Below are 25,719 nucleotides of genomic sequence, written 5' to 3'. Positions count from 1 at the left end.
CCCGGCGTGCGGCTCAGGCGCCGGAACGGTCGCCGGAGTCCGACTGTTCCAGGTGAGAGGCGAGGACCGCGGCCTGCACCCGGCGCTGGACGCCCAGTTTGGCGAGCAGCCGGGAGATGTGGTTCTTGACGGTCTTCTCCGACAGGTAGAGCCGCTTGCCGATCTCGCGGTTGGTCAGGCCGTCCCCGATCAGCGCCAGGATCTCCCGCTCGCGCGGCGACAGGCTTGCCAACTCCGGTGCCATCTCGGGGGCTTGGACCGGTTCGGCCCGCAGTGAGCGCATCAGGCGGGCGGTCGTCGCGGGGTCGAGCATCGACTGGCCGGAGGCGACGGTGCGGACCGCCGAGACCAGGTCCGAGCCCTTGATCTGCTTGAGGACGTAGCCGGACGCTCCGGCCATGATGGCGTCGAGCAGAGCGTCCTCGTCGTCGAACGAGGTGAGCATGAGAACGCCCAACTCCGGCATCTGGTCACGGAGTTCGCGGCAGACGGTGATGCCGTCCCCGTCGGGCAGGCGTACGTCCAGGACGGCCACGTGCGGGCGCACCGCAGGGGCTCGGACGAGGGCGTGCTCCACGTTTTCCGCGTCGCCGACCACCGAGATGTCCTCCTCGGCGTCCAGCAGGTCGGACAGGCCGCGACGGACGACCTCGTGATCGTCCAGCAGAAAGACGCGGATCGGATCCTGTGCGGTGAAGGTGCGTGCCTCGGCCATCTCGACGCCTCGTTCCCCTGAGTGCGAACGGACTGCGCGCCGTCCGTGACCTCGATCATCACGCGCCCGCATCCGAAGCACCAGGGCCGACCGGCCCAACCGGAGCGCGTGAGGGGTGCCGACCGGCCCCGGCGCGACGGTCCGGTGGCCCCTCCCGGGGGCGATCCGCCGGTGAGACCTTCCCCTTGTTCTCGTCTGCTTCTCGTGTGCGCAAGGCCGGTGAGGGGTGCGCCTGATGCGGAAGAGCAAGTGCGTGAAGGGCCTGAGGTCCTGGGGTCCGCGCGGGCGAGGAGCGGAGCGGAACATCGGCCGGCCACCGGGCGGTGGGGGAGGAGCTGGAGCGGACCGGGGAGCGCTGGGGGCGCCGGACCGGCTGAGACGCCGTTGCCTCGCCGGCCGTCGGTGGTCGGCGGGGCAACGGCTTTCCGCGCTCAGTGCGCTTCGCTTTCCGCCGAGGCCGGTTCGGTGGACCGCGGGCGACCTGATGACCGCGGTTCACCGCATGCCGCCGCTGCCGTAGGGGCCGTAGAGGTCCAGCAGTCGGGTGCGGGCCGCGCGGAGTCGGTGGGCCACGATGTCGCCCACCCACTGGAAGACGATCACGCCGAGCGCGGGATCGTCCTTGCACAGGGTGCGTACGGCCGTCGCGTCGAACTCCCAGGCCCGCACGGGTGTCGTCGCCTCGGCGCCCAGGTGCCAGGTGTGCGGGCCGAACAGCCAGGACCAGCCGACGAGTTCGTTGTGACCCAGCGACTCGATGACGGCGGGCTGACGGCCGGGCACGTGCATGTCGAGGGCGATCGTTCCGGTGCGGATGATCCAGAACCGGTCGGCGCGGGCGCCCTCTTGGAGAAGCCGGGTGCCCTGAGGGATCGACACCTCGCGGGCAAGCCGCATCAGCTGCTCGCGGTGTTCCGGGGGCAGGGCCCGCGGCATGCTCAGGGTCGGGGAGACGTTCATGGCGTACCTCCGGAAAGCAGGCGTGGCTACCACTTCCAGCGTTCGCCTGTGCGTCCCGGCGGACCATGGGCCGTCCGGCCTGCCTACCGGGCCGATCGGCGCCCCGGGAGAGGCCTGCGGCACCCTGTGCCACCGGGCTGCCCGTGGTGTGGTGGAACCGCGAGAGGCACTCGTCCGACAGGAGGGGGTGGACACCGTGGGTACGACGTTGACACCGGAGTTCTGGAGGCAGTTCGCCGTCCTGCTCGTGATCGCGACCGTGGCCACCGCCGTGCTCAGCGGCCTGTTCGACGCGCTGGTACTGCGGACGCGCACCCGCGCGCAGCAGGGGCCGCCGGCCACACGCGTGGTCCGTACGCATCGAGCGACCCGAAGGACTCCCGTACACCACTGACACACCGCGCGGGGAGAGCCGATCCCCAGGCCGCAGGTCCGCCGACGCGACACGGCGTCCTGCGGGTCCTTCGTACTCCGGAAGCGAGGGTGCCGCACGCGCCCCACAGACGGGTTCGTACGATCGGAGCGTGATCAAGCGGAGGCCGGTGGGCACGGGACGGAAGCGGGTCTTCGGGACCCTCGTCTGCGGAGTGATCGCTCTTCTCCTCCTCGGGCTCGCCGGCCGCATGGCCGTGTCGGCCGTCGGGCGTCTGGGACTGGCCGGGCAGGAGCTGACCATGCGGGTCACGGACTGCGAGGCGTCCGCGCCGGTCACGACATCCCGGGGCGGCGGCCATCCCGACCTCGATTGCAAGGGATTCGTGGATCCGGCGCAGCACTCCGGCGACGGGACGCGCAGGATCGTGGCGACCGGCTTCTCCTCCGAGCCCGCCTTCGGCGCACCGGTGAAGGTGGCCAAGGAGCCGTGGGGATCCTGGGTGCCGGTGGACCACGGCGACTGGAACCGGCTGGGCCGCGCGCTCTCCCCACTGATTCCGTTCGCCTTCGCGGGCCTGTTCGCCACGGCGCCCCTCACTGTCTGTCGCCGGTGGTGGAACGCCAGGCGGTCGCCCGACGGGGCCCCGGCGTAGGAGGTTCCGCGCTCCCCGGGCGCATCGGGCAGCGGGTCGTATCCACTCGGCGTCACCGCCGAGTTCCTCAGGGACCGACGAAACGCCCGCCGGCCGTTCCGCCGGCCTTTCGGCAGCGGGACCGATCGGCCCTGAAGAAGGGGTCGTTCAGCCCGCCGACGACGGCTCAACGGCATCAGGTCACCGACGGAGCAGCACGCGAGAGTCGGAGGTGCGACGAACGACCTGACACCTCGAAAGGACCACGACCATGGCCGTGCACGAGCACCCGCACCGCACCTCCGGCTTCCACCTGCCCGCATTCCGCAGGAACGGCTCGGCGTCGGACGGCGCCACCACGGCCACCGCGGCGCGTGCCCACGCCTTCGCGTCCCTGCGTCTGGTCATGGGCTTCGTCTTCCTGTGGGCGTTCCTCGACAAGACCTTCGGGTTCGGTTACGCGACTCCGTCGGGTAAGGGCTGGATCGACGGTGGTTCGCCGACGAAGGGCTTCCTGAGTTCGGTGGCTGCGGGTCCGATGGAGTCGACGTTCCATGACTGGGCCGGTGCGGGCTGGGCGGACTGGCTGTTCATGCTCGGTCTGCTGGGTGTCGGTGTGGCGCTGGTCTTCGGTGTCGCGCTGCGGCCGGCCGCTGTGGCGGGCTCCGTGATGATGGCGTTCATGTGGATCGCCGAGTGGCCGCCGGCGAAGCACCTGTCCGACGGGACGCCGAGCATGTCGTCGAACCCGTTCGCCGACTACCACCTCGTCTACGCGATCGTGCTGATCGCCCTCGCGGTTGCGGGCGCCGGCGCCACCTGGGGCCTCGGCAAGATCTGGGCCGCGCTGCCCGTCGTCCGCGACCACACCTGGCTGCGCTGACCGTAGAAGGAGCGGCGGGCTCTCGCGAGGGGGCCCGCGCTTCGGCAGCCCGTTGGGCCGATCGGTCCCTGTCGGGGACCTGCGGCCCCTGCTGCGGGAATCCCTACGCCACGAAGCTGGAACCACATCCCGTTGAGGAGGACGAACCATGGTCCGCAGTGTTGTCGTAGGTCTCGACGGTTCACCCGAGAGCCGCGCCGCCGCCGAATGGGCGGCCCGCGAGGCGGAACTGCGCGGTCTGCCGTTGAAGATCGTCCACGTCTGGGTGGCCGCCCCGGACCCGTTGGCCCAGGCCCCGCTGATGGGCGGCGAGACACAGCAGCAGTGGAGCGAGCGGATTCCGCGTGAGGCGGGCGAGTCCCTGCGCCGGAGTCACCCCGGCGTGGACGTGACCGTGGAGCAGGTGTCCGGAGCGCCCTCGGACGCGCTGGTGAAGGCAGCGAAGGACGCCGACCTGCTGGTCCTGGGCTCCCGTGGACTGAGCGGTGTCGGCGGCTTCCTCGTCGGTTCCGTCGGTCTCTCCGTCGTGGCGCGCGCCGAACTGCCCGTGGTCCTGGTCCGGGCCGACGAACAGGCTCCCGACGAGGAAGAGGCGCCCTCCGCGTCCGCCGCCTCGAACCGCCCCGTCGTCCTCGGCCTCGACGCCGAGGGGCCCGCCGACGCGGTGATCGAGTTCGCCTTCGCCGAGGCCGCCCTGCGCGGCACCACCCTGCGCGTCGTCTACGGCTGGAACCTCCCGCCCTACTACGCGTACGGCTTCGCTCTGGACGCGGGCCTGCACGACGAACTCTCCCGCGAGGAGACCGACTCCCTCACCGAGGCCCTGCGCCCCTGGCGGCAGAAGCACCCCGGAACCGAGGTCTTCCTGGAGCCGCGTGTCGGCAGCGCCGCCGACCATCTGGTGGACGCCTCCCGCGAGGCCTCCCTCGTCGTCATCGGCCGCCGGATCCGCCGCGGTGCGCTCGGCGCCCACATCGGCCCCGTCGCGCACGGTGTCCTGCACCACTCCACCGCTCCCGTGGCCGTCGTCGCACACGACTGACCCACCCCCGTCCCCCTGAGGAGCAGTAGTCATGAAAGCAGCCGTCGTCCGAGCGTTCGGCGAGCCCCTCTTCCTGGAGGAGCGTCCCGATCCCGAGCCCGGCCCGGGGCAGGTGTGCGTCCGGGTGGAGGCGTCCGGGCTGTGCCACACCGACATCCACGCCGCGCACGGCGACTGGCCGGTCAAGCCGAACCCGCCGTTCGTGCCCGGCCACGAGGGCGTCGGCCTCGTCGAGCAGCTCGGCGACGGCGTCACCCACCTGAGCATCGGCCAGCGCGTCGCCGTGCCGTGGCTCGGCAAGGCATGCGGCCGGTGCGAGCACTGCCTGTCGGGCTGGGAGACGCTGTGCGAGCAGCAGATCAACACCGGCTACGGCTGCGACGGCGGATACGCCGAGAAGATGCTGGCCTGGGCCGACTTCGCCCAGCCGGTGCCCGACGGCGTCAGCGCGATCGACGCCGCGCCGCTGACCTGCGCGGGTGTCACGACGTACAAGGCACTCAAGGTCGCCGGCGTGCGGCCTTCCCAGCTCGTCGCGGTCTCCGGGGTCGGCGGGCTCGGACACCTGGCGGTGCAGTACGCGAAGATCGCGGGGGCGACGGTCGCGGCGATCGACGTCAGCGACGAGAAGCTCGAACTCGCCACGGCTCTCGGGGCCGACCTCGTCATCGACGCCCGCAAGGACGACGTGGGAGAGGTCCTCAAGCGGCACGGCGGCGCGCACGCGGCGGTCGCCCTGGCCGTGAACGAGGCCGCGTTCGCCGCGGTCAACTCCGGTCTGCGGCGCGGCGGAAAGCTCGTCATGGTCGCCCTGCCCGCGCACGGCACGATCCAGGTCCCGATCTTCGACACCGTGCTGAACGGCACCTCGGTGATCGGCTCGATCGTCGGCACCCGGCAGGACCTCACCGAGGTCTTCCAACTGCACGCGGCGGGACAGACCAAGGTCATCTGCGAGACCCGCACGCTGGACTCCGTCAACGAGTCCATCGGGGACGTGCTGCGCGGCGACGTCAAGGCCCGGATCGTGTTCGACCTTCTCGGTACCGGGCGGTGACCACGATGACACTCCCGATCGTCGTCGGCGTGGACGGCTCCGAGCCCAGCCTGCGCGCCGTCGACTGGGCCTCCGACGAGGCCACGCTGCGCGGGGTGCCGCTGCGGCTGGTGTACGCCTCGCTGTGGGAGCGCTACGAGGGGACCTCGATCGCCGAGGACCTCGCCAGGCCCGACGACCAGGTGATGGCCGAGGACATCGCCGACGACGCCGCACGCCGGGCCCGTCGCCGCCACCCCGAACTCGACGTGCGAGCCGAGGTGTTGGCGGAGGAACCCGAGTACGCGCTGGTGCGGGAGAGCCGCAGCGCCTCGATGCTGGTGACGGGGACCCGGGGGCGCAGCGGCCTCGCCGAGGCGCTGCTCGGTTCCGTGAGCCTGATCGTGGCCGGGCACGCGCAGTGCCCGATGGTCGTCGTGCGCGGTACCCACGACAACCAGGCCAGGACCGGCACGACCGGCCGTGTCGTCGTGGGCGTCGGGGAGAAGGCGGCGGGCTCGGCCGCGGTGCGCTTCGCCTTCGACGAGGCGCGACGGCGAGGGGTGCGGCTGGAGGCCGTACGGGCCTGGCGTTGGCCCGCACGCGAGTCCACCGACCATCCGCGGATGGCCGGCGAACCGGCGCGGCTGCACGAGCGACAGGCGGTGGAGGCGCTGGACGCGGCGCTACGGGACGCTCCCGGCGAGGTGGAAGCGAGCCGCCGCACCGTCGAGGGCCACACCCGGCCCGTTCTCGTGGACGCCTCTCGGGATGCCGGCCTCCTGGTCGTCGGAGCGAGGCGCCGTCCCGGGCACTTCGGGCTCCAACTGGGCCGGGTGGCACACGGAGTGCTGCACCACTCCGCCTGCCCGGTGGCCATCGTGCCCGAGAAGGGATGAGCGCGATCGTCCCCGACTCCAGCCGTTGACGCAGTAGTTCCGCCTCCCTCGCCCGTCGACCCGTAGACGACTTCAGGAGCCCATGATGCCCACGGCAGAACACCACGACGCGACCGTGCTTTCCGGCCTCTCCGACGCAGAGCTGCGCACCCTGGACGCGCACTGGCGGGCCGCCAACTACCTTGCCGCAGGCCAGATCTACCTCATGTCCAACCCGCTCCTCACGGAGCCCCTCCGCCCCGAGCACATCAAGCCGCGACTCCTCGGCCACTGGGGCACCTCGCCCGGCCTCAACCTCGTGTACACCCACCTCAACCGGGTGATCAAGGCGCGTGACCTGGACGCGTTGTGCGTGTGGGGCCCCGGCCACGGCGGGCCGTCCGTGCTCGCCAATTCCTGGCTGGAGGGCAGCTACAGCGAGACCTACCCGGATGTGCCGCGCGACGGGGCGGGGATGGAGCGGCTGTTCCGACAGTTCTCCTTCCCCGGCGGGGTGCCCAGCCATGTGGCGCCGGAGACACCGGGGTCGATCCACGAGGGCGGCGAACTTGGCTACTCGCTGGCGCACGCCTACGGCGCGGCCTTCGACCATCCGGACCTGCTGGTCGCCTGCGTCATCGGCGACGGCGAGGCCGAGACCGGCCCGCTCGCCGCGGCCTGGCACTCCAACAAGTTCCTCGACCCGGTCCACGACGGCGCCGTCCTGCCGATCCTGCACCTCAACGGCTACAAGATCGCCAACCCGACCGTGCTGTCCCGCCTTCCGGAGGCCGAACTCGACGAACTGCTGCGCGGCTACGGCCATGAGCCGATCCACGTCACCGGCGACGACCCGCTCACGGTGCACCGCGCCATGGCCGCCGCGTTCGACGACGCGCTGGACCGTATCGCCGTGATGCAGCGCACCGCCCGCGAGGACGGCGCCACCGAGCGCGTGCACTGGCCGGTGATCGTGCTGCGTACGCCCAAGGGCTGGACGGGTCCGGCCGAGGTCGACGGTGTCCCGGTCGAGGGCACCTGGCGCGCACACCAGGTCCCGCTGGCCGAGGTACGCGAAAACCCTGAGCACCTGCGGCAGTTGGAGGCGTGGCTGCGCTCCTACCACCCGGAGAAGCTGTTCGGCCCCGAGGGCCGGCCCGCCGCTGACGTCCTGGCCTGCGTACCCGAGGGCGTCAAACGCCTGGGCTCCAGCCCGTACGCCAACGGCGGTCTGCTCGTGCGGGATCTGCCGGTCCCGTCTCTCGACCGGTTCGCGGTCCCCGTCGACAAGCCGGGCACGACCCTGCACGAGCCGACCCGCATCCTGGGCGACCTGCTGGAGAAGGTCATGCACGACACCTCGGCCGGCCGCGACTTCCGGCTCGTCGGTCCGGACGAGACCGCCTCGAACCGGCTGCAGGCCGTGTTCAACGCCAGCGGCAAGGCCTGGCAGGCCGGACTCCTGCCGGTGGACGAGCACTTGGAGCGGCACGGCCGCGTGATGGAGATCCTCTCCGAACACACCTGCCAGGGCTGGCTGGAGGGCTATCTGCTCACCGGCCGGCACGGACTGTTCTCCTGCTACGAGGCGTTCGTGCACATCGTCGACTCGATGGTCAACCAGCACATCAAGTGGCTCAAGACATCGCGGGAGTTGGCGTGGCGGGCACCGATCGCCTCGCTCAACTACCTTCTGACGTCGCACGTGTGGCGCCAGGACCACAACGGCTTCTCGCACCAGGACCCCGGCTTCGTCGACCACGTCCTCAACAAGAGCCCCGAGGTCGTACGCGTCTACCTCCCGCCGGACGCCAACACCCTTCTCTCCGTGGCCGATCACGTCCTGCGCAGCCGTGACTACGTCAACGTGGTCGTGGCCGGCAAGCAGCCCTGCTTCGACTGGCTCTCCATGGACCAGGCCCGCGCCCACTGCGCACGCGGCGCCGGGATCTGGGAGTGGGCCGGCACGGAGAACGGCGGCGAACCCGACGTCGTCCTCGCCTGCGCCGGCGACGTCCCCACCCAAGAGGTCCTGGCCGCGGCCCAGTTGCTACGCCGCCACCTTCCCGACCTCGCCGTCCGCGTCGTCAACGTCGTCGACATGACGAGGCTCCTGCCCCGCGACGAACACCCGCACGGCATGCCGGACTTCGAGTACGACGGCCTGTTCACCGCCGACAAGCCGGTCATCTTCGCCTACCACGGCTACCCCTGGCTCATCCACCGTCTCGCCTACCGCCGGACCGGCCACGCCAACCTGCACGTGCGCGGCTACAAGGAGTCCGGCACCACGACCACACCGTTCGACATGGTCGTCCGCAACGACCTCGACCGGTACCGCCTCGTCATGGACGTCATCGACCGCGTCCCCGGCCTCGCCGTACGCGCCGCCGCCGTACGCCAGACCATGGCCGACGCCCGCACCCGCCACCAGTCCTGGATCCGCGAACACGGCACCGACCTGCCCGAGGTCGCCGACTGGACCTGGGACGCCTGACCCGCCCTCCCCCGTAAATCCCTTGCAGCGCACAGGAGTTCGTCGTCATGGCCGTACGCGTCGGCACCAGCGGCTTCGGCCGGAGAAGCCGCACCCGGCCTGCGCGCTGCACTCGACCGTGCCGAGGCGGGCACTCAGGACGTCGAGGTGGCCCTGGCTGTGGTGAGCAGGCCAGGGTCGTGGGCGTTGACGATCAGGAGGTCCGGGCCGGCGGTTTCCCGGAGTTCGGAGAGCCGTTCGTGGTTGGCCCGTACCGTGCGCCAGTCGTGGGCGACGGCGCGTTCCATGGCCAGCAGCGACCTGGGCACGTCGGCGGATCCGTCGATCTGGCCCCGGTGGTAGAAGGCGTCGCCTGCGTGGAGGATCCAGTGATCGCCGGCGTCGACAGCGACCGCGGCGTGTCCTCGGGTGTGTCCGGGCAGGCCGATCAGCACGATGCCGGATGAGACCGCGGTGAGTTCCGTCGCCGCCGTGAAGCCGCGCCATGTCTCGCTGTCCCGGGCCGTGTGGTGGATCAGCGTCGGGCGGTGGCTGCGCTGGGCAGGCCGGTAGCGCGCCTTCTCGGTGCGGGTGGCCGGGTGCAGGGCCGCGGTGGCTTCGTCGGCGGTCAGGTGGATGCGCGCCCAGGGGAAGTCGGCGGCTCCTCCCACGTGGTCGGCGTCGAAGTGGGTCAGAACGATGTCCCGTACGTCCCTGGGGTCGAAGCCGAGTGCCGGGAGCTGTCGGACGGCGGTCTCGGCCGCGTCGAAGGCGGGGCGTACGAAGTGCCGGGCCGCTCCGAACCGGGTGCCGGGGGCGGCCCGATCGTCGAGGCCGAGCCCGCTGTCGACGAGGACGAGTCCGGTGGCGGTCTCGACGAGCAGGACGTGGCAGACGAGCCCCTCGGGGGCGCCCCAAGGACGCATCGTGCCGCAGTTCAGATGGTGGACCCTCACCCGAAGGCCTCCATCAGCTCGGTCAGGGCCGTGGAGTCGCCGCCGACGAGACGGGCGTCGATCCGCTGCACGGGCTGGGTGCCGTCCCAGTTGGCGGCGGCCAGCCTGATCAGGTCGAAGACGAGCTTCTTGCCGCCTCCGACGTCGGAGATCTCGATGACGGTGCCAGGGTGGTGCTCGGTCTCCAGATAGGCGAACCTGCCGTCGGCGCCGCCGATGCGGCCTTCCTGGGCGACGGTGAATCCGGCGGCGCGGGCGCGGTCGTAGAGCGCCTGGTAGTCGTCGGTCCAGTAGGCGATGTGCTGAACGCCCTCGTGTCCGGCCGCGAGGAAGTCGCGGTACATCGAGGGTGCGTCGTTGACGGGCGTGATGAGTTCGATCTGGGTGTCGCCGCTGTTGGCGACGGCCACATCCATGACCATGTCGGAGGGGTGGCCCCGGTAGGTGAAGTTCTCGGGCCTGACTCCCTCCAGGTGGAACCAGGGGCCGATGCCGACGCGGGCGAAGTGCTCCATCGACGTCGTGATGTCGCGGACGACGTAGCCGATCTGCGCGATGCCGCCGAACATGCCGGCGACCGGGTCGGCCGCGGGCGGCGGCCCGGTGTGGGCGTCGGCGAAGGAGAGGACGACCTTGCCGGTGGCGGCGTTGTCCCGGAGCCGCCGGGCGGCTTGCGCGGCCCGGGACACCGGGTGCACGGAGTCGAGGCGGGGGCCGATCCGTCCATCGGCGACCGCGGGCAGCACCTGTTCTCCCAACGCGGCGACCACGTCACCGAGTTCGGCGCGGGTGCGGATGCTGAAGGTGGTCCCGATCAGCCTCTGGCGGCGGAAGGCGACCGTGTCCAGGTCGAGGGTGGTCGCGGCTCCGGCGAGGCGTCCGATGCTGACGACGGTGCCGCCGATCGCGGTGGCCTGCGGGAGTTCGGCGAACGACGCGCCGCCGACGTGGTCGAGGGTGACGTCGGCGCCTCGCCCGTCGGTGGCGGCGAGGACGGCTGCGGCGAGGTCCTCGGTCGCGGTGTTCACCGCGACGTCCGCGCCGGCGTCCAGCAGCGCGGCGCGTTTGGTCTCACTCGTGGTGGTGGCGATGACGGTGCCGGCCCCGAGCGCTTTGGCCATCTGGACGCCGATCAGTCCGATCGCGCTCGTACCGCCGACGATCAGCACGGACTGGCCGGCGGTGAAACCGGCCTGGGTGACGAGCGCGTCGTGTTCGGTGACCAGGCCGACCGGAAGGGTCGCCGCTTCCTCGAAACCGAGCCGGTCCGGGATCGGGACGAGCAGACGCGGGTGGCACAGGACGTAGTCGGCGAACGCGCCGACGGTGATCCCCATGACCCGGGTTCCCGCGGGCAGATGGGGTGCCAGCGGGCTGCCCGTCTCGACGACTCCCGCCACCTCCATGCCGGCGGTGAACGGTCCCTGGCCCTGCGCGTTGGCGGTGTAGGTGCCCTGGAGGGCGTAGAGGTCGGCCCGGTTGAGGCCCGCGGCATGGACCTCGACGCGTACGGCCCCGAGTTGTGCGGGCAGTACGGTCTCCTCCAGGCTCCAGTCGGGGCCCTTGCCGCCGACGAGGGCCCGCATCGTGGCCGAAGTCGCCGCGTGGGTCGTCGAGTTCACGGGATGCCTCCGATGGTCGTGGGCTGTCAGCGGACGAAGTCGGGCGGGGTGGTGGCCAGGAGCCGGGGATCCGGCGCTCCGCCGGACATCGCGAGGAGTCCTCTGACGAGGCGGGCGAGCTTGAGCAGGCCGCGCGGGCTGCGCTTGTCGATCCCGGCGACGAGCTGCTTCAGGATGGTCAGCTGGTCGAAGTAGATCCGCTCGGTGACGAGTCGTTCGTTCTCGTCGAAGACGAAGTAGGCCGTCATCCTGGTCCGGTGGACCGCCCCGGTCGCGGGTATCCGGCCGAGCGGTCCCTTATGGGTGCCCAGCAGCCAGAACTCGACGATCACGGCGTCGACACTGTGCCGGAACGCGATGATCTCGTGGTCCTGGTCGGGGAAGGCCACCCGGGTGTCGTGGTAGTAGCCGCGCACCTCGTCGTCGCCGTCGTGGACGGTCATCTGCGCGATCAGTTCGTAGTGCGGGTGCGGGAAGGTGGACAGGGTGGCGTCCCAGTCCTGGGCGACCTCGTCGTGGAAGTGGTCGAGCACGAGCTTCTCGCGGGCCCGCAGGACGTCCTCCGGCGGCAGGGTGAAGCGCGACATGGTGGTGCCTCCTCAGACCGGCTGGGCGCCGTGCGTGATGTGACCGTGGCTGAAGGTGGGAGCGGTGCCGGGGTTCGTCCAGGCTCCGGTGAGTTCGCTGGACGGGAAGAACTGGAGGAACCGCTGGTCCGCCTGGCTGCGGTCGGCGAGGGTCTTCTCCAGGACGACCGAGTTGTACTGGTCGGCGGTCGTCTCGATCGTGTTGGCGTTGAGCACGGCTTCCTGCTGCCACTGCCGCGCCCACTTGGCGAGGCCGGGCAGACGGGAGTGCTCGGGTGTGAGGGCCTCGGTGGCGATGACGTTCTCGCTGCTGACCCAGATGCCGGAAGAGGTGTTCACGACGAGGCTCTGGTTGCCGAAGACATGGCCGGGTGTCTTGACGACGGCCACGCCCGGTCCGAGGAGGACCGAGCCGTGGATCGGCACGAACGCCTCCGGTGGTACGTCGCGATAGGCGGCGGGCTGGTACCAGGGTTTCTGCAGCGGGTGCAGTTCGGCCATGCCCGCGAGTTCGTCCCGCTGGACGATGACCTTGGCGTTGGGGAACGCGGCGCGCGGACGGGAACCGAGATCGTCCTGGTCGGAGGTCGTTCCCACCCAGCGGCGCAGGTCCTGGGTGTGCAGATGGTCGAACAGCAGGTAGTCGACCTCGTCGGGCCGGATGCGCAGCCGTGCGAGATGGCTCAGGACCGTGCCGTGTTCGCGGACCATCCTTCGTGCGAGGACATCCGGTGTCTTGTGGGCGAGCTGGTCGAAGTACGGCGTGTAGCGGCCGAGTTCGACATCGCTGGGTTCGAAGAGCAGCACCCGTGGGCGGCCGTCGCTGTCGTGCCAGCGGATGACCAGCATGCGGTTGGTGATCGACAGGAACGGGGCGATGGCGCGCGACGCCCGGAAGAGGCCGAACCGGGTGGGGTAGGGCAGGGTGACCAGGTCGCGGGTGAGGATGCTGTCCGGCGTGCCGGTGAGCGCGAACTCGGCGCGGAACGCCTCGGCCTGGGCGCGGGCGGTCCGCAGCCGAACACCTGGTGGCTGGTCCGATCTCGACAGGTCGGACAACGTGTCGACGGCGGTGCCGACCGTCGGGAGGTCGGCCACTTCTTGTGAGCCCCACGGAAAACGCATCGTCGCTCCTCCCGCTTTACCCACGGCGTGGGTATTGAGGGGCGCCACTATACCCACGTTGTGGATTAATGCAATGGAGGGCATCATGAGGCCATGACCGCGACACCAGAGTCCCGGCGGGGCCGCCCGCCCAAGGGCTCCTCCCGGCTGAACCGCCCGGCCGTCGTCGAGGCCACTCTGAAGGTCATCGACAGCGACGGCGTCGACGCGGTCTCCATGCGCACGGTCGCCCGGGTCCTGGGCGTCGACGCGAAGAGCCTCTACAACCACGTCGACGGCAAGGACGATCTCCTCGACGCCGTGGCCGAACACATCCTCGGGTCCGTGCCCCTGCCCGAGCGCACCGGAGACCCACGCGCCGACCTGCGAGCCATCGCCCACGCGTTCCGCCACTGCACCCTGGCCCACCCCCAGGCGGCCTCGCTCGTCCTCACCCGGCAACTCGCCTCGTTCCCAGCGCTGGCCCCGGTCGAAGCGGTCCTCGCCGTACTGCGCTCCGCCGGCTGCCCACCGCGAGAAGCGGTCCCGCTGCTCCGCGCCCTGGTCGCCTTGGTGATCGGCACCCTGTTGCGCGAAGCGCAGGCGGGACCCACCTACGGCACCACCGACCCGGCCGCCATCGCGCGACGCCGGACCGAACTGGAGCGATCGGGCCTGCCCCACGTGGCCGAGGCCGCCGCCGATCTCGCGCGCTTCGACAGCGACGCCGAGTTCGCCCACACCGTCGACCTCGCCCTGGACGCCCTCGCCACGCGACTCGGCGTGGGCGGACCTCGTACCGGGGTGGACACGACCTGACGTCCCATCTCCCGCCGCCGTCAGGGAGATCCGGCCTGCCGTCCGCCGTCGGTGCCCGGTCGCTCAGGCGCAGGATGCCGCTGCTTCGCGAGGCCGGTCATCCTGTCGGCCCCCGACCTTCAGCCCGAAGCGCAGCCGCCTTTGCCGCCTCTGCCGTTCCCTGCGCCCGGGCGCCGTGCTGTCCTGAACACTGCCGGACAGCTTGATTGAGGGCGGGTGTCGTCCCTGACCACACGAACACCAAGAAGATGGCCGACCGCTTCGGCAGCGTCCTGTCCAGGCCCACCGTGACGAGCTACTTCAACGTCCAGGTCGGCCGGGACCTCACCATCGGGGAACTGTTCCAGCACCACCACGCCGTCCTCCGGGCCGGCGGCGCCCCCGACGACCGCAAGCTGGGCGTCGACGGCGAGCACCTCGACGGCGTGCACGCCGCCTGGTCCTTCCACCATGTCCCCTCGATCAACCGACCGCGTGCGCGGAGGCTGTGAGCTCGCTCCGCAGCGAACTCGAGGGCGAGGCGAGGCCATGGCGATGGCATGGACATCAAGTAGCCGACGCTGTCGTGGAGTTGAAGACCGTGGGGCTTGTCGAGCGGCCCCAGCCCGGGGCACCTTCCCGTTGTGCGCCAGGGGGTTCACGCACAACGAGATCGTCGTCGGGTCGCTGGATGTGATACCGCTTCCCTCACGTTGCTGACCTGCGGACTCACGGAACTTCGGGCAGAGCCGGATTCACGAATCGCCATCACCATGTCGCCCGCCTTTTGGCGCCGCCGCTTGCCGCAGGCTCTCGTGGTTCAGGGCCTGCTCGCGGCGTAGAACGGCATGGAGTCGAGTGGGGCGATCTCGATGTTCTTTCCGGTGCGCGGGGCGTGGATGGCTTTGCCGTCGCCGATGTAGAGGCCGTTGTGCTGGGTGTCGTTGTACCAGTAGATGATGTCGCCGGGCTGCAGGTCCGCCTTGGTCACCTTGCGGCCGGCGTCGTACATCTGCTTGACGGTGCGTGGCAGCGAGACGCCCGCGGAACGCCACGACGCGCCGACCAGGCCGGAGCAGTCGAAGGAGTTGGGGCCGGTCGAGCCCCATTCGTAGGGCTTGCCGAGTTGGGCGTAGGCGAATTCGATTGCGGTCTTCGCGCGGCCGCTGGCCGGGCCGTTGTAACTCGCTGTCGCGTCGCTGGTGCCGGTGGCCGTGTCCTCGCGATCCTGGGCGGCTGCCAGGCCGGCGCGTTGCTCCGCGGTGAGGCTGTTGAGGAGTTTCCGGGCTTTGGTGAGTTTGGTCTGGACTTCGTTCTTCTTCTGCGCGGCCTTGGCGCGCGCCTCTTTCAGCACCGTCAGCCGTTCCGCCGCGTCCGCGCGTTCCTGGGCGAGTTCGCGTTGCTTGCCCTGCAGTGCCCGCAGGGCGGCTGACTGCCGGTCTCCTGTGCGGCCCAGTATCTCGGCCTGTTCGAGGTAGTCGTCCGGGTCGCTGGACAGGAAGAGCTGCACGGTGGGGTCGATGCCGCCGGTGCGGTACTGCGCTGCAGCCAACGGGCCAGCCTTCTCCCGCAGTTCGTTGATCTCTTGTTGCTTGCGGGCCAGGCGTTCCTGCGCGCTGTCGACGTCGTCCTGCAGCTTCTGCTGTTGCTCGCGGATGCCGTTGTACGCCTCGGTGGGCGCCTCGGCCTCCTCGTAGAGCTTCGCCACCTGCTTGCGTACCTCGTCCACCGAGGGTGCCGGGGCCGCCTGGCTCTGCGTGGGCAGGAGGGTCACCGCTCCGGCGGCGATGCCGAGGGTGGTGATCCGGGCACGGCTGGGCGGCTTCGGCCGGCGGTGGGTTCCCATCGTGGGGTGACTCCTCTGGGTGTGGTGTGCCGCGGCAGGGGCGCGGTGTCGGCCGGAACAGGCAAGCTCGTGAAAACTTAGTAGATTAGTAGTTGTGGGAGCAAGTGAGTCCGGAACCCAAGGGGGTTGGCTGTCTGGGCCGTCAGCCGAGGCCGGGCGGCGGGCAGGCGATCAGCAACGGCAGCAGCGGCAGTGCCGCGGCCAGGACCGCCACGGAGGCCCGGAGCACGGGATGGGCGGCGGCGCGGGGGCCGAGTACTCGCCTGAGGCGGATCAGGACCGTCTGCCCGCCGGCCGCGAACGCGTCCTTGGGCGTGCGGGCCGCCGCCATCTCGTACATCGCCGTGGCCAGCGCCTCTCCGGAGTGCCGGCGCAGTGCGCGGTCGTCGGCGGCCATCTCCAGCAGGAGCGCGGTCTGTTCCCGGGCGTGACGGGCCAGCGGCAGCCCCCTGAACACGGACCGGTACGACTGCGTGAGGGCCAGGGCCAGGTGATGGCGGCCCGCGATGTGGCCCCGTTCGTGTTCCAGTACGGCGCCGAGCTGGTCGGCCGTCAGCTCGCGCACTGCGGCGTCACTGATCACGACGCGTGGCCGGCGGCCCGGCAGACAGTACGCGGCGGGGGTGTCGTAGGGCAGGACGGTGGCACGCAGCCGGGCCGAGTGGCGGCCGACCAGGTCCACGGCCGCACGGTGGCGTGATCGTGCGCGGCGGGCTCGTGCGACGTGGAAGGCGAAGGCCGCCGCCAGAGCGAGTCCGATGGCGGAGGGAAGGGCGGCGGCGAGCCGGTCCGCCGCGTGGCTGTCGGGCCCGCCCTGCCCGCGTGCCAGTCCGCAGGAGTGGAGCAGCCCGACCATGCCCGCCTCCAGGTGCTCGGCGGGCATGACCAGGTTGTAGGCCGTGAGCGCGGCGCCGATCGAGAACGAGACCAGCAGGATGTGCCACACCGCTGCCGCCAGGGCGGGGGCCCGGTGTGTCCAGCCCGCGCGCAGGAGCAGTGGAGGGGCGGCGAATCCGACGGCTGCCGTGTAGGCGGCGAGAACGGGGACCGCGTTCACGGCTTCGCCTGTCGTCCCATGCTCCGCAGGGCGGTGCGCAGGGCGTCCACTTCGTCCTCGGACATGTTCTCGACGAAGTGGACCAGTGCGGCGGAGCGGTCCTGGCTCTCCTGCAGGCCGTCCTCCATCAGCGCGGCGGCGTAGGCCTCGCGGCTGCGGACGGGGGAGTAGAGCCAGGCCCTTCCCTGTTTGCCGCGCAGGAGCCAGCCCTTGCCGTAGAGGATGTTGGTCACCGTCATGACGGTGGTGTAGGCGACGGGCCGGGTCTTGTTGATGTCGTCGACGACCTCGCGCACCGTCGCCGGGCGGTTCCACGTCCAGAGACGATCCATGATCTCCGCTTCGAGATCTCCCAGCCGCCGCATGCGCCCGACTCCCTTTGACCGTCACGTACGTAGGGTCATAGTAGACGGCCGGTTTCCCCGGATTCGCGGACCGGGACCTCGTGAGTGCTTCCGGATGAACCCCGGCTCGTACGACCAAGCGATGGTCAAGTCCGGGTCATGCTTTGGATGGGGCGGCAGCGTCGGAATGTCACCGCCGATTCACCGGCGGCTGATGGTCTGGCGCACGTCGGCACCCCGCTGACGGACGAGATCCAAGGAGCCACCTCGATGCGCAGACCCTCCCGCCGCCACCTCACGATCGCAACCGCCCTGGTCACCACCGCCGTTGCCGCCGTCTCCGTGACCTCCGTCGCCGGAGCGTCCGACACCAGGCAGCAGGCCGAGCACGCGATCAAGGGCGGGAAGGCCAAGAACGTCATCCTGCTGATCGGCGACGGCATGGGCGACTCGGAGATCACCCTCGCCCGTGACTACACCGTGGGCGCCAACGGCCGCCTGAACATGGACAAGTTCCCGCTGACCGGCGCGTACACGACGTACGCGGTGCACGCCGACGGCACCCCGGACTACGTGACCGACTCGGCGGCGAGCGGCACCGGCTGGGCGACCGGCGTCAAGACGGTCAACGGCCGGATCTCCAAGACGCCCGGCACCGACAAGGCCGTGAAGACGATCCTGGAGCTGGCGCAGAAGAGCGGCTACGCCACCGGCAGCGTCACCACCGCCGAGCTGACCGACGCCACCCCGGCGGTGCTCGCCTCGCACGTCACCGACCGCTCCTGCCAGGGTCCCGCCGACATGGCCAAGTGCGGCGGCGACACGATCGCGGCCGGCGGGCCGGGCTCGATCGCCGAGCAGTCCGTCAACCACAAGGTGGACGTGCTCTTCGGCGGCGGCAAGCAGCGGTTCGACCAGAAGGTGACCGACGGCAAGTACAAGGGCCTGACCGTCACCGAGCAGGCGCGGAAGCTCGGCTACCAGGTCGTCACGGACAACGCCTCGATGAAGGCGGCCAAGGCGGGCAAGCCGGTCCTCGGCCTGTTCGCGGCGGGCAACGTGCCGGTGGAGTGGACGGGCAAGGCGGCGGCGGTCGGCGGCACCGACCCGCAGCGGTGCGTGACCTCCAACGCGAGCCGGCCGTCGACCACGCCGAGCCTGGCCGACTCGGCCGCCAAGGCGATCCAGCTGCTGGAGGCCAAGCAGAAGGCGAATCGCTCCAAGCAGGGCTTCTTCCTCCAGATCGAGGGCGCCTCGATCGACAAGCAGGACCACGCGGCCGACCCGTGCGGGCAGATCGGCGAGACCGCCGCCTTCGACCGCGCGGTGAAGCTGGCACGTGACTACGCGGCCAAGCACCCCGACACCCTCGTGGTGACCACCGCCGACCACGGCCACACCAGCCAGATCGTGCCGCTGGAGGCCACCCCGCCCGGGCTGTCCTCCACGCTCGTCACGAACGAGGGCCAGCAGCTGAAGGTCAACTACTCGACCAACACGCCGGGCCTGTCCCAGGAGCACACCGGCACCGAGGTGCGGATCGCGGCGCAGGGCCCGCAGGCGTACCGGGTGCTGGGCGTGACGAACCAGACCGACCTCTTCACCACCGTCCGTGAGGCCCTGCGCCTGCGCTGATCGGGGATCAGGGAGCGGGAGAGGCCGGCCGCCACCGGTCTCCCGCGCGGTGACGGCGGCCGAGCGTCGGGAGTCGTGGCGGTGACGCGCCGTACGGACCATGATCCGGACGGCGCGTCACCGCACCCAAGGTCGCCGTGCGACGGTCCTAGGCGGGGACGAGGTGCGCTGGCGTGTGCGGGGTCAGCCGCCCGGTGCGTGCCAGCGCCGCGACGGCCGCGGAGCACGCGAGCCCCGTGGCGGCCAGAGCCCACCAGGTCAGCCAGAGCGCGCCGTGGCGTACGGCGAAGTCCCAGAGGGCTCCCGTGGCGAGGTTGCCCAGAGTGATGCCGAGACCGGAGACAGTGTTGTAGAGGCCGTAGTGGGTGGCGACGAGACGGTTGTCCGAGAGGGTGACGACGGTGTCCATCTCGAACGGATAGACCACCGCGCTGCCAACCGCCAGCAGCGTCACCGCCAGGACCAGAGCGACGAGTACGGCGCCCGTGGTGCCCGACGAGGTGAGGGCCAGGGGCAGAAAGGCCAGGCCCATCGCGGCCAGCCCCCGCACCAGCGCCTGCGCGGGAGTCCATCGGCGCTTCGCCCAGCCGGTGAGCCTGAGTTGCCCGGCCACGGCGACCGCCGCCGAGACGACGAACAGCCCGCTGGTCGCCCACGTCCCCCGCGAGCCGAAGGCGTTGGTCGCGGCGAGAGGAAACGCCAGGTAGACCTGGAAGGTCAGGACGTAGGAGCCGATCATGGCGAGAGCGAAGAGCAGGAAGGGCCGGTTGGCTACGACGGTGCGCCACTGGGCCAGCACACCGTCGGGCGCGGACGGTCCGCTGTCGCCTCGGCGGGCGGGCAGCGCGCGCCACTGCATGACGTTCAGTACGGCGAAGATCGCGGCGGCGACGGTGCAGACGAGGCGGAAGTCGGCGGCCAGCAGGGCGAGTCCGACGAGCGGGCCCAGCAGCATTCCGGCCTGGTAGTAGACGTTGAAGGTGGCGAAGGCGTCGACGCGGCGCCCGCCCGCCTCGGCGGCCAGGTAGGCACGCACGGCCGGGTTGAACAGGGCGCCCGCGAAGCCGGTGGCCGCCGAGGCCGCGATGAGCGCGGGCAGGCTGTCGACCCAGCCCAGCAGGCAGAAGCCGACGGTGCGCAGCAGACAGCCCGCCATGATCGGGCTCTTGTAGCCGAAGCGGTCGGCGATCGTGCCGCCGATGAGGAACATGCCCTGCTGGGTGAAGTTGCGGACGCCCAGGACGAGTCCGACCGCCCAGGCCGCCAGGCCGAGCCCTCCGGCCAGGTGAGAGGCGAGGTACGGCATGAGCATGTAGAAGGCGAGGTTGATGGCGAACTGGTTGGCCATCAGCATCCGGACCGAAGGTGGGAAGGAACGGGTCTGGAGCCACAGCGTCCTCATCGGGCGGCTCCCGCGAGGGCGGGGGCGGCGTCACCCGGTCCGGCGGTGGCGGCGAGGGGGTCGCAGATGTGGGTGCAGCGGGTCCAGCGGGTGACGGTCCGGTCGGCGGGGTGGGCGATCTCGTCGGGGCGATCGGCGGGCAGATGGCCCAGAAGTCGGTGCTCGCGGCAGTAGGTGTCGTCGAAGACCGTGCCGACGTAGCGTTGCGGGCCGTCGGGGAAGACGGCGACGATCCGGTCCTCGGCGGGCAGCGTGCCTGCCAGCCAGCGGGCGACGAGGGCGACTGCCCCGACGCTCCAGCCGCCGGTGGCGTAGTGGTGGCGGGCCAGCCGACGCGCGGCCCAGACGGCTTCGGGGGCCGCGACCCAGTGGACCTCGTCGAAGAGGTCGTAGGCGACGTTGCCGGGGTAGATGCTGCTGCCCAGCCCGCGCATCACCCGGTGTGCCGCGGGCTGGCCGAAGATGGTCGATCCGGTGGTGTCCACGCCCACGACCCGCAGGCGCGGGAAGTAGCCGCGCAGGACGGAGGCGATACCGGCGGAGTGGCCGCCGGTGCCGACGGAGACGACAAGGGTGTCGATCCGGCCGAGCTGGGCGACCAGTTCACGGGCGAGCGGGGCGTAGGCGGCCACGTTGTCGGGGTTGTTGTACTGGTCGGGGCACCAAGCGTCCGGATGCGTCGCGAGGAGCTCCGCGACGCGCCGTCGGCGGGACTCCTGCCAGCCGCCGGTGGCATGCGGGGTGGCGACCAGGTCCACCTCGGCCCCGTAGGCGGTGAGCAGACCGGTCATCAGGGGTTCCATGCCGGGATTGGTGACGACGGTGACCGGGTGGCCGTAGACGGCCCCGGCGAGCGCGAGACCGAGCGTGCCGGAGGTGGACTCGATGATCCGCGCGCCGGGCAGCAGCCGACCGCGTTCACGGGCGGCGCGGACCATGTGCAGGGCGGTGCGGTCCTTGATCCCGCCGGGGTTGTGGCCTTCGAGCTTGGCCCAGAAACCGCGTCCGCCGGCGGTGAAGGGCTCGCCGATCCACGGCACCGGCGTGTCACCGACCAGGCCGGCTGGAGTGTGCAGCGGGTGTTTGGTGTCGGCCAGCAACTGGGCGGGGGAGGCGGTGGTCGGGGTGGGGTGGTTCATGGCGTGCTTCTCCTGCGGCCGGCGCCGAGAGCGGGCGGCCGTGTGTCGGGGGAGGGGCGGAGGTGATCGGCTGCCGCGCCGGGGCCGTGGCGAAGGCGCGGCGGGAACGATCAGGTCCGCCACACGCCCAGACGGGCCCGCGCCTGGTCGGATGACGGCGTGCCGGGCACAGGAGCCGAACGCCGCAGGGCCGCCGCTGCGGTGGGCTGTGGCCGGGTGCCGGGGTGCGCGGCGAGCGGAAGGCCATGGACCGCCGGCTCGGCCACCGTCACATCGCGCGAGGGCTGAAGCGTCGGCCCGTCCAGCCCCCAGCAGTGCGTACCGTCGCCGTCCTCGGGAGCCGTCTGACCGGTGGCCGGGCGGTGCGGCAGCTCGGGCGCCGGTCCGCAGCGGAGGGAGGAGGCCGAGAACAGGGTGTCGGCTCGCCCCGTCGGAGCGGCCGTCGGCCCGTGTGCGCAGTCCAGGACGTGGATGAGCGCGGCGAGCAGCACCAGGAGCACCGCTCCGGTCCGCGCCACGGAGCGGCTGCTTCGAGAGTCCGAGCCAGCCGACATGTGCACAGAGTAATCAAACATGTGCATAAGGTTTTTGTTCGCGAGAGCGTCGTCACGAGCCGTCAAGCGCGAGGCGAGCGAGATCCTCCCCGGGCGGGCCGGTCCGGCGTGTGCTGGTGGCGGACGCCTGTGTGGGCATTTCCTGGTGCCGCTGATCATCACAAAGGGTGAATCGGGGCCCCGATCGGCTGAAGCGAGGTCTCACGGCCCGCTGTCCGGGGGCGTCTGGAAGGCAGGGACACCAGAACGTTCGTATGAGGCGCACGCTCAGCACGGCCAGGCCCGCGGCAGACCGCGGGCCTGGGTGCTGTCGTGCTCCTGGCACCCCGGCGCCGGCCGGTCCGGCAGTCTCCGGACCGGTCGGCGGCATTGTCGCGCGAGTGGTCAGTCCTGGGGTGCCGCCTTGCGCCGCTGCACCAGCCAGAACACCGCGCCGCCGAGCACCGCGAGCACTGCGAGACAGACCCCGATGATCACGCCGGTGGAGCTGCCGTCGTCGTTGGCCGCCTTGGTGCCGGTGTCGGAGGCCGCTGCCGCGGCGTCGGACGGAGTGGCCGAGGGAGTGGGACTGGGTGCCGCGCTCTCGGTCTCACTGGGGCTGGGGCTCGCCGGCCGGGCGCCCGGGGCTGCCGCCTTCAGCTTCAGAACAGGCGCGGGCTGCTCGGGTTCCTCACCTCCGGTGGGCAGTTCGATCCAGCGGGAGACCTTGCCGTCGCTGTAGGTCTCGATGGTCTTGAACGCGAGTTCCTTCACGTCCGGCAGCTGCCGGACCTTGATCTGGTGCTCGGCGTCGGTCCCGGTCTTGAGGGCCGGTCCCGCGAGGTTGTAGCCGTCGGCGGTGGGCGTCAGCTTCCAGCCGGTGGGGGCCTCGCCGAGTGTCACGTCAGCGGGGGCGATGCCCTGGGGCAGCACGATGCGCAGCCCGGTGAAGCCCGCCGTGCTGGACTCGGCTTCGGAGACGAAGCTGAGGGTGACGTTCTCGGCCAGGGCCTGCGGGGTGTCGGCCTCGACCTCCGCGTGTGCGGAGGCGGGGGCGGCCAGGGCGAGGGTGGCCGTCAGGGCGACGGCGCAGGCCACCGCGAAACGACGGCCGGCGCGGGCCGGAGAGAGCGTGGGCGTGGGTGTGGACACAGGGGACACAGCGGACACAGGGGAACTCCTTGCTGGTACGGGAAGATCCGGTCCCGTAGTCGCGGGGCCGGGTGACGGACTGGAGGAACCTGCGTCGCGGTGGTCCCCTGCGCACCACCGCGTGTTCCAGAACGTCGTCCCGTGCCGGTGCCGCCGCACCGACGGATGCGCCCGGCCTGTGCTCGGGCGGCGCGCCCATGCCCTCGCCGGCGGCGCGGGCCGGGTGTCGAAGTGCGTGCGCCAGGGCTGTCACCGCTGATCTGGCCAGGGTGGCCAGCGCACCGAGTCCGGCCGCGATCCGGGCGTCCGCCCGTTGCAGCAGCCACGCCACCACCAGCGCGGCCACCACATGCACCAGCGTCATCGCCGTCCCGGCGTGATGCCAGGCGTGACCGTCTCCGGCCACCTCCGCACCGTGCCCGGCATGCAGGGCGTGGCCCGGCATGTCCGAGGGCTCGTCTGCGTCGGTGAAGGACAGCCCGAGATGGAGCAGACCCTGGGCGGCCAGTGTGCAGACGATGGTCGCGGTCGGCGTGTAGCGGCGGCGCGCCAGTGGCCACACGGCCACGAACTGGGCGGCAGCCATCACACCGATCGGCCGCCACGGCAGAGTGCCCTCGGCGATCGTGTGATGACCGATGGCGGCGAGGACGGTGCCGAGCACGGCGAACAGACCGGCCCGCGCGCACGTTCCCGCGTGGCTGGCCCGGCCGTGTGCGGCCCGCCGCTCGTGCCCTGTCCCGCGATCAGGCCGCATGGACGTCCGTCATCCCCTGCGGGTGGTCAGGCTCGCCCGGCGAGTGCTGTGGCCGGCAACTCGGGTGTGCGGGTGGAGATGTCGAGGTTGGACGTGAGGCGCTGGTCGTAGACGAGACGGGCGGTGGAGGTCACGGGCGTTCACCTTGTCGTATACGTCGGGGCGGGTGGGACGGTTCATCAGGGTCACCAGGGCCACCAGGGCCACCAGGGTTTCCGAGGAAGGAAGGAACTGACGCGCAGGTGGTACTGGAGCATCGCGCCGGTCCCGATCTCGTGGAACGAGGCGTGCAGCCGCAGCGACCGGTCGGCCACGCGGGCCGTGACACGGGGGAGCTGAGGTGGGCGAGGACGTGCCATTGCCCGGCGGCGGTTGGGTCGGGTCTCCGCTCAGCAGGGCCGCGTCCTCGTCCGTTTCCCTGGTGCGATGCCGGACGCGGCGAGGCTGTCGCTCATCGACGCGGTGACGCCGTCGCAGCAGGAGTGGTTGCAGATGACGATCTCCGAGCAGCGTACCGACCACCCCGCCCGCGCGTTCACCACAGGGTGGCATGCGCGACGACACCCCTGCCCCTTTCCCGTGCTCGGCATGTCATCGCAGGTCAGGACCCTGTTATCGGAGATGACAACGGACACCGGTGCAGCCTTTGGTGATTCGCGTGCGCATGCGGTTCACTGCCGCCAGCACACCCGTCGCAAGGGGGAACCACCGGCATGAGTGATCACGGCCACGACCACGGCCCGCAGCAGGCCCACGGTTCGGGGCACGGCCACGGAGCAGGCGGGCACGCCCACGGCGTCTCCGCGGACGCCGACCGCCGCTGGCTGGCCATCGCGCTCGGCCTCATCATCGCCTTCATGGCGGTCGAGGTCGTCATCGGCATCATGGCCAGCTCACTGGCCCTGATCTCGGACGCGGCGCACATGCTCACCGATGCCGCCTCCATCGTCCTCGCGCTGGTCGCCATGCGGCTGGCCGCCCGCCCGGCCCGCGGCGGCTTCACCTACGGCCTCAAGCGGGCGGAGATCCTCTCGGCCCAGGCGAACGGGCTGACGCTGCTGCTCCTCGGAGCCTGGCTTGCCTACGAAGCAGTCCGGCGCCTGATCGATCCGCCGAAGGTCGAGGGCGGACTGATGCTCGCCACCGCGCTCGCCGGCATCGTCGTCAACGTGGCCGCGACCTGGTGCCTGTCCAGGGCCAACCGCTCCTCCCTCAACGTCCAGGGCGCCTACCAGCACATCCTCAACGACCTGTTCGCCTTCATCGGTACCGCGATCGCCGCCCTGATCGTCGTACTGACCGGCTTCGCGCGGGCCGACGCGATCGCCACCTTGGTCGTCGTCGCGCTGATGGTGAAGGCCGGGTACGGGCTGCTGCGGGAGTCCGGCCGGATCTTCCTGGAAGCAGCTCCCGCCGACGTCGACCCGGACGAACTCGGCGACATGCTGGTCGGTGAACCAGCCGTCGTCGAAGTCCACGACCTGCACGTCTGGCAGATCACCTCCGGACAGTCCGCCCTCTCCGCGCACATCCTCGTCGAGCCCGGCGGCGACTGCCACGCAGTCCGCCGCGACCTCGAAGAGCTCCTGCGGCACAACTACTCCATCACCCACACCACCCTCCAGGTCGACCACGCCCCCGTCCCCGTGCTGCAGGCGGCCCAGCCGGGCGACCGCCACCTGCTGCCCACCGAGGACGCCGAGCACTGCGAGGAGCCGCACGGCCCCGTCCACCGCGACGAACCCCACGAACACTGACCGCTGAGTACACGCTTTCCTGAATTCAGGGAA

The 25,719-nt window shown here is 71.1% G+C and carries 25 protein-coding genes; 12 read left to right on the top strand and 13 right to left on the bottom strand.

Annotated elements, in window-relative coordinates; genetic code table 11:
* Nucleotides 1-13: 13 nt before the first annotated feature.
* Nucleotides 14-715, bottom strand: coding sequence for a response regulator (locus ACIPTO_RS20460; RefSeq protein WP_401194126.1), 702 nt, complete (start codon nucleotides 713-715; stop codon nucleotides 14-16).
* Between the two features lie 495 nt (nucleotides 716-1,210).
* Nucleotides 1,211-1,675 (bottom strand): cyclic nucleotide-binding domain-containing protein, encoded by a 465-nt coding sequence (locus ACIPTO_RS20455; RefSeq protein ID WP_401194123.1) that lies wholly within the window; start codon nucleotides 1,673-1,675, stop codon nucleotides 1,211-1,213.
* Nucleotides 1,676-1,871: 196 nt separating this feature from the next.
* On the opposite strand from ACIPTO_RS20455, the gene ACIPTO_RS20450 reads away from it, so the two are divergent.
* The 7 genes from ACIPTO_RS20450 to ACIPTO_RS20420 all read left to right on the top strand — a co-directional run bounded on the left by ACIPTO_RS20450 (nucleotide 1,872) and on the right by ACIPTO_RS20420 (nucleotide 9,018).
* Nucleotides 1,872-2,069: a hypothetical protein gene (locus ACIPTO_RS20450; protein ID WP_401194121.1), complete on the top strand. Its 198-nt coding sequence runs from the start codon at nucleotides 1,872-1,874 to the stop codon at nucleotides 2,067-2,069.
* A 130-nt stretch (nucleotides 2,070-2,199) separates the two neighbouring features.
* Nucleotides 2,200-2,703, top strand: coding sequence for a hypothetical protein (locus ACIPTO_RS20445; RefSeq protein ID WP_401194118.1), 504 nt, complete (start codon nucleotides 2,200-2,202; stop codon nucleotides 2,701-2,703).
* Between the two features lie 250 nt (nucleotides 2,704-2,953).
* Nucleotides 2,954-3,565 (top strand): DoxX family protein, encoded by a 612-nt coding sequence (locus tag ACIPTO_RS20440; RefSeq protein ID WP_401194116.1) that lies wholly within the window; start codon nucleotides 2,954-2,956, stop codon nucleotides 3,563-3,565.
* A 148-nt stretch (nucleotides 3,566-3,713) separates the two neighbouring features.
* Entirely contained in the window at nucleotides 3,714-4,607 is an 894-nt protein-coding gene (locus tag ACIPTO_RS20435) for a universal stress protein (protein WP_401194113.1), read from the top strand.
* 31 nt (nucleotides 4,608-4,638) lie between these two features.
* On the top strand, nucleotides 4,639-5,664 hold the full coding sequence (locus ACIPTO_RS20430) for a zinc-dependent alcohol dehydrogenase (protein WP_401194111.1): 1,026 nt from the start codon (nucleotides 4,639-4,641) through the stop codon (nucleotides 5,662-5,664).
* Between the two features lie 5 nt (nucleotides 5,665-5,669).
* On the top strand, nucleotides 5,670-6,542 hold the full coding sequence (locus ACIPTO_RS20425; protein ID WP_401194108.1) for a universal stress protein: 873 nt from the start codon (nucleotides 5,670-5,672) through the stop codon (nucleotides 6,540-6,542).
* An 85-nt stretch (nucleotides 6,543-6,627) separates the two neighbouring features.
* Complete coding sequence (locus tag ACIPTO_RS20420) at nucleotides 6,628-9,018, top strand: phosphoketolase (RefSeq protein ID WP_401194729.1); 2,391 nt, start codon at nucleotides 6,628-6,630, stop codon at nucleotides 9,016-9,018.
* Between the two features lie 134 nt (nucleotides 9,019-9,152).
* On the opposite strand, the gene ACIPTO_RS20415 is transcribed toward ACIPTO_RS20420, so the two are convergent.
* Genes ACIPTO_RS20415 through ACIPTO_RS20400 form a run of 4 tightly spaced genes read right to left on the bottom strand, consistent with a single transcriptional unit; the run spans nucleotide 9,153 to nucleotide 13,287 of the window.
* Nucleotides 9,153-9,953, bottom strand: coding sequence for an MBL fold metallo-hydrolase (locus tag ACIPTO_RS20415; protein WP_401194106.1), 801 nt, complete (start codon nucleotides 9,951-9,953; stop codon nucleotides 9,153-9,155).
* Complete coding sequence (locus ACIPTO_RS20410) at nucleotides 9,950-11,575, bottom strand: zinc-binding dehydrogenase (protein WP_401194103.1); 1,626 nt, start codon at nucleotides 11,573-11,575, stop codon at nucleotides 9,950-9,952. The genes ACIPTO_RS20415 and ACIPTO_RS20410 overlap by 4 nt, the downstream gene beginning before the upstream one ends.
* 26 nt (nucleotides 11,576-11,601) lie before the next feature.
* Nucleotides 11,602-12,162: an ester cyclase gene (locus ACIPTO_RS20405; RefSeq protein WP_401194101.1), complete on the bottom strand. Its 561-nt coding sequence runs from the start codon at nucleotides 12,160-12,162 to the stop codon at nucleotides 11,602-11,604.
* A gap of 12 nt (nucleotides 12,163-12,174) precedes the next feature.
* Nucleotides 12,175-13,287: a hypothetical protein gene (locus ACIPTO_RS20400; RefSeq protein WP_401194098.1), complete on the bottom strand. Its 1,113-nt coding sequence runs from the start codon at nucleotides 13,285-13,287 to the stop codon at nucleotides 12,175-12,177.
* Nucleotides 13,288-13,380: 93 nt separating this feature from the next.
* Here ACIPTO_RS20400 and ACIPTO_RS20395 point away from each other — a divergent pair, with 93 nt between their 5' ends.
* Both ACIPTO_RS20395 and ACIPTO_RS20390 read left to right on the top strand, forming a co-directional pair.
* Nucleotides 13,381-14,085, top strand: a complete 705-nt coding sequence (locus ACIPTO_RS20395) for a TetR/AcrR family transcriptional regulator C-terminal domain-containing protein (protein WP_401194095.1) — start codon at nucleotides 13,381-13,383, stop codon at nucleotides 14,083-14,085.
* A 248-nt stretch (nucleotides 14,086-14,333) separates the two neighbouring features.
* On the top strand, nucleotides 14,334-14,576 hold the full coding sequence (locus ACIPTO_RS20390) for a hypothetical protein (RefSeq protein ID WP_401194093.1): 243 nt from the start codon (nucleotides 14,334-14,336) through the stop codon (nucleotides 14,574-14,576).
* Nucleotides 14,577-14,884: 308 nt separating this feature from the next.
* Here ACIPTO_RS20390 and ACIPTO_RS20385 read toward each other — a convergent pair whose 3' ends face one another.
* The 3 genes from ACIPTO_RS20385 to ACIPTO_RS20375 all read right to left on the bottom strand — a co-directional run bounded on the left by ACIPTO_RS20385 (nucleotide 14,885) and on the right by ACIPTO_RS20375 (nucleotide 17,332).
* Entirely contained in the window at nucleotides 14,885-15,910 is a 1,026-nt protein-coding gene (locus tag ACIPTO_RS20385) for an NlpC/P60 family protein (protein ID WP_401194091.1), read from the bottom strand.
* Nucleotides 15,911-16,052: 142 nt separating this feature from the next.
* The gene (locus ACIPTO_RS20380) at nucleotides 16,053-16,967 is read right to left on the bottom strand and encodes a M56 family metallopeptidase (RefSeq protein WP_401194088.1); all 915 of its coding nucleotides are present in this window, start codon (nucleotides 16,965-16,967) and stop codon (nucleotides 16,053-16,055) included.
* Nucleotides 16,964-17,332 carry a BlaI/MecI/CopY family transcriptional regulator gene (locus tag ACIPTO_RS20375; protein ID WP_366314752.1) on the bottom strand — a complete coding sequence of 123 codons (369 nt, stop codon included), beginning with the start codon at nucleotides 17,330-17,332 and terminating at the stop codon, nucleotides 16,964-16,966. Before ACIPTO_RS20375 ends, ACIPTO_RS20380 begins: the two co-directional genes overlap by 4 nt.
* 249 nt (nucleotides 17,333-17,581) lie before the next feature.
* Here ACIPTO_RS20375 and ACIPTO_RS20370 point away from each other — a divergent pair, with 249 nt between their 5' ends.
* Complete coding sequence (locus tag ACIPTO_RS20370; protein ID WP_401194086.1) at nucleotides 17,582-18,946, top strand: alkaline phosphatase; 1,365 nt, start codon at nucleotides 17,582-17,584, stop codon at nucleotides 18,944-18,946.
* A 148-nt stretch (nucleotides 18,947-19,094) separates the two neighbouring features.
* Here the strand turns inward: ACIPTO_RS20370 and ACIPTO_RS20365 are convergent, their stop codons facing one another.
* The 4 genes from ACIPTO_RS20365 to ACIPTO_RS20350 form a co-directional block, all read right to left on the bottom strand.
* Nucleotides 19,095-20,348: an MFS transporter gene (locus ACIPTO_RS20365; RefSeq protein WP_401194083.1), complete on the bottom strand. Its 1,254-nt coding sequence runs from the start codon at nucleotides 20,346-20,348 to the stop codon at nucleotides 19,095-19,097.
* The gene (locus ACIPTO_RS20360; protein ID WP_401194081.1) at nucleotides 20,345-21,487 is read right to left on the bottom strand and encodes a PLP-dependent cysteine synthase family protein; all 1,143 of its coding nucleotides are present in this window, start codon (nucleotides 21,485-21,487) and stop codon (nucleotides 20,345-20,347) included. Before ACIPTO_RS20360 ends, ACIPTO_RS20365 begins: the two co-directional genes overlap by 4 nt.
* Nucleotides 21,488-21,597: 110 nt before the next feature.
* Nucleotides 21,598-22,041 (bottom strand): hypothetical protein, encoded by a 444-nt coding sequence (locus ACIPTO_RS20355; protein ID WP_401194078.1) that lies wholly within the window; start codon nucleotides 22,039-22,041, stop codon nucleotides 21,598-21,600.
* A 384-nt stretch (nucleotides 22,042-22,425) separates the two neighbouring features.
* Nucleotides 22,426-23,190 (bottom strand): DUF1775 domain-containing protein, encoded by a 765-nt coding sequence (locus ACIPTO_RS20350; protein WP_401194076.1) that lies wholly within the window; start codon nucleotides 23,188-23,190, stop codon nucleotides 22,426-22,428.
* Between the two features lie 1,165 nt (nucleotides 23,191-24,355).
* Between ACIPTO_RS20350 and ACIPTO_RS20345 the strand changes: the two genes are divergently transcribed.
* Both ACIPTO_RS20345 and ACIPTO_RS20340 read left to right on the top strand, forming a co-directional pair.
* A complete protein-coding gene (locus tag ACIPTO_RS20345) occupies nucleotides 24,356-24,646 on the top strand; it encodes a hypothetical protein (protein WP_401194073.1) in 291 nt (96 codons plus the stop codon).
* Nucleotides 24,643-25,686: a cation diffusion facilitator family transporter gene (locus ACIPTO_RS20340; RefSeq protein ID WP_401194070.1), complete on the top strand. Its 1,044-nt coding sequence runs from the start codon at nucleotides 24,643-24,645 to the stop codon at nucleotides 25,684-25,686. Before ACIPTO_RS20345 ends, ACIPTO_RS20340 begins: the two co-directional genes overlap by 4 nt.
* The last annotated feature ends 33 nt before the right edge of the window (nucleotides 25,687-25,719 follow it).

Origin of the sequence: Streptomyces sp. NPDC090083 (genome assembly GCF_044747445.1) — a bacterium.
GTDB lineage: Bacteria > Actinomycetota > Actinomycetes > Streptomycetales > Streptomycetaceae > Streptomyces.
Note: the sequence above shows the minus strand (reverse complement) of the source record. Positions and strands in the feature narration are given on the sequence as shown.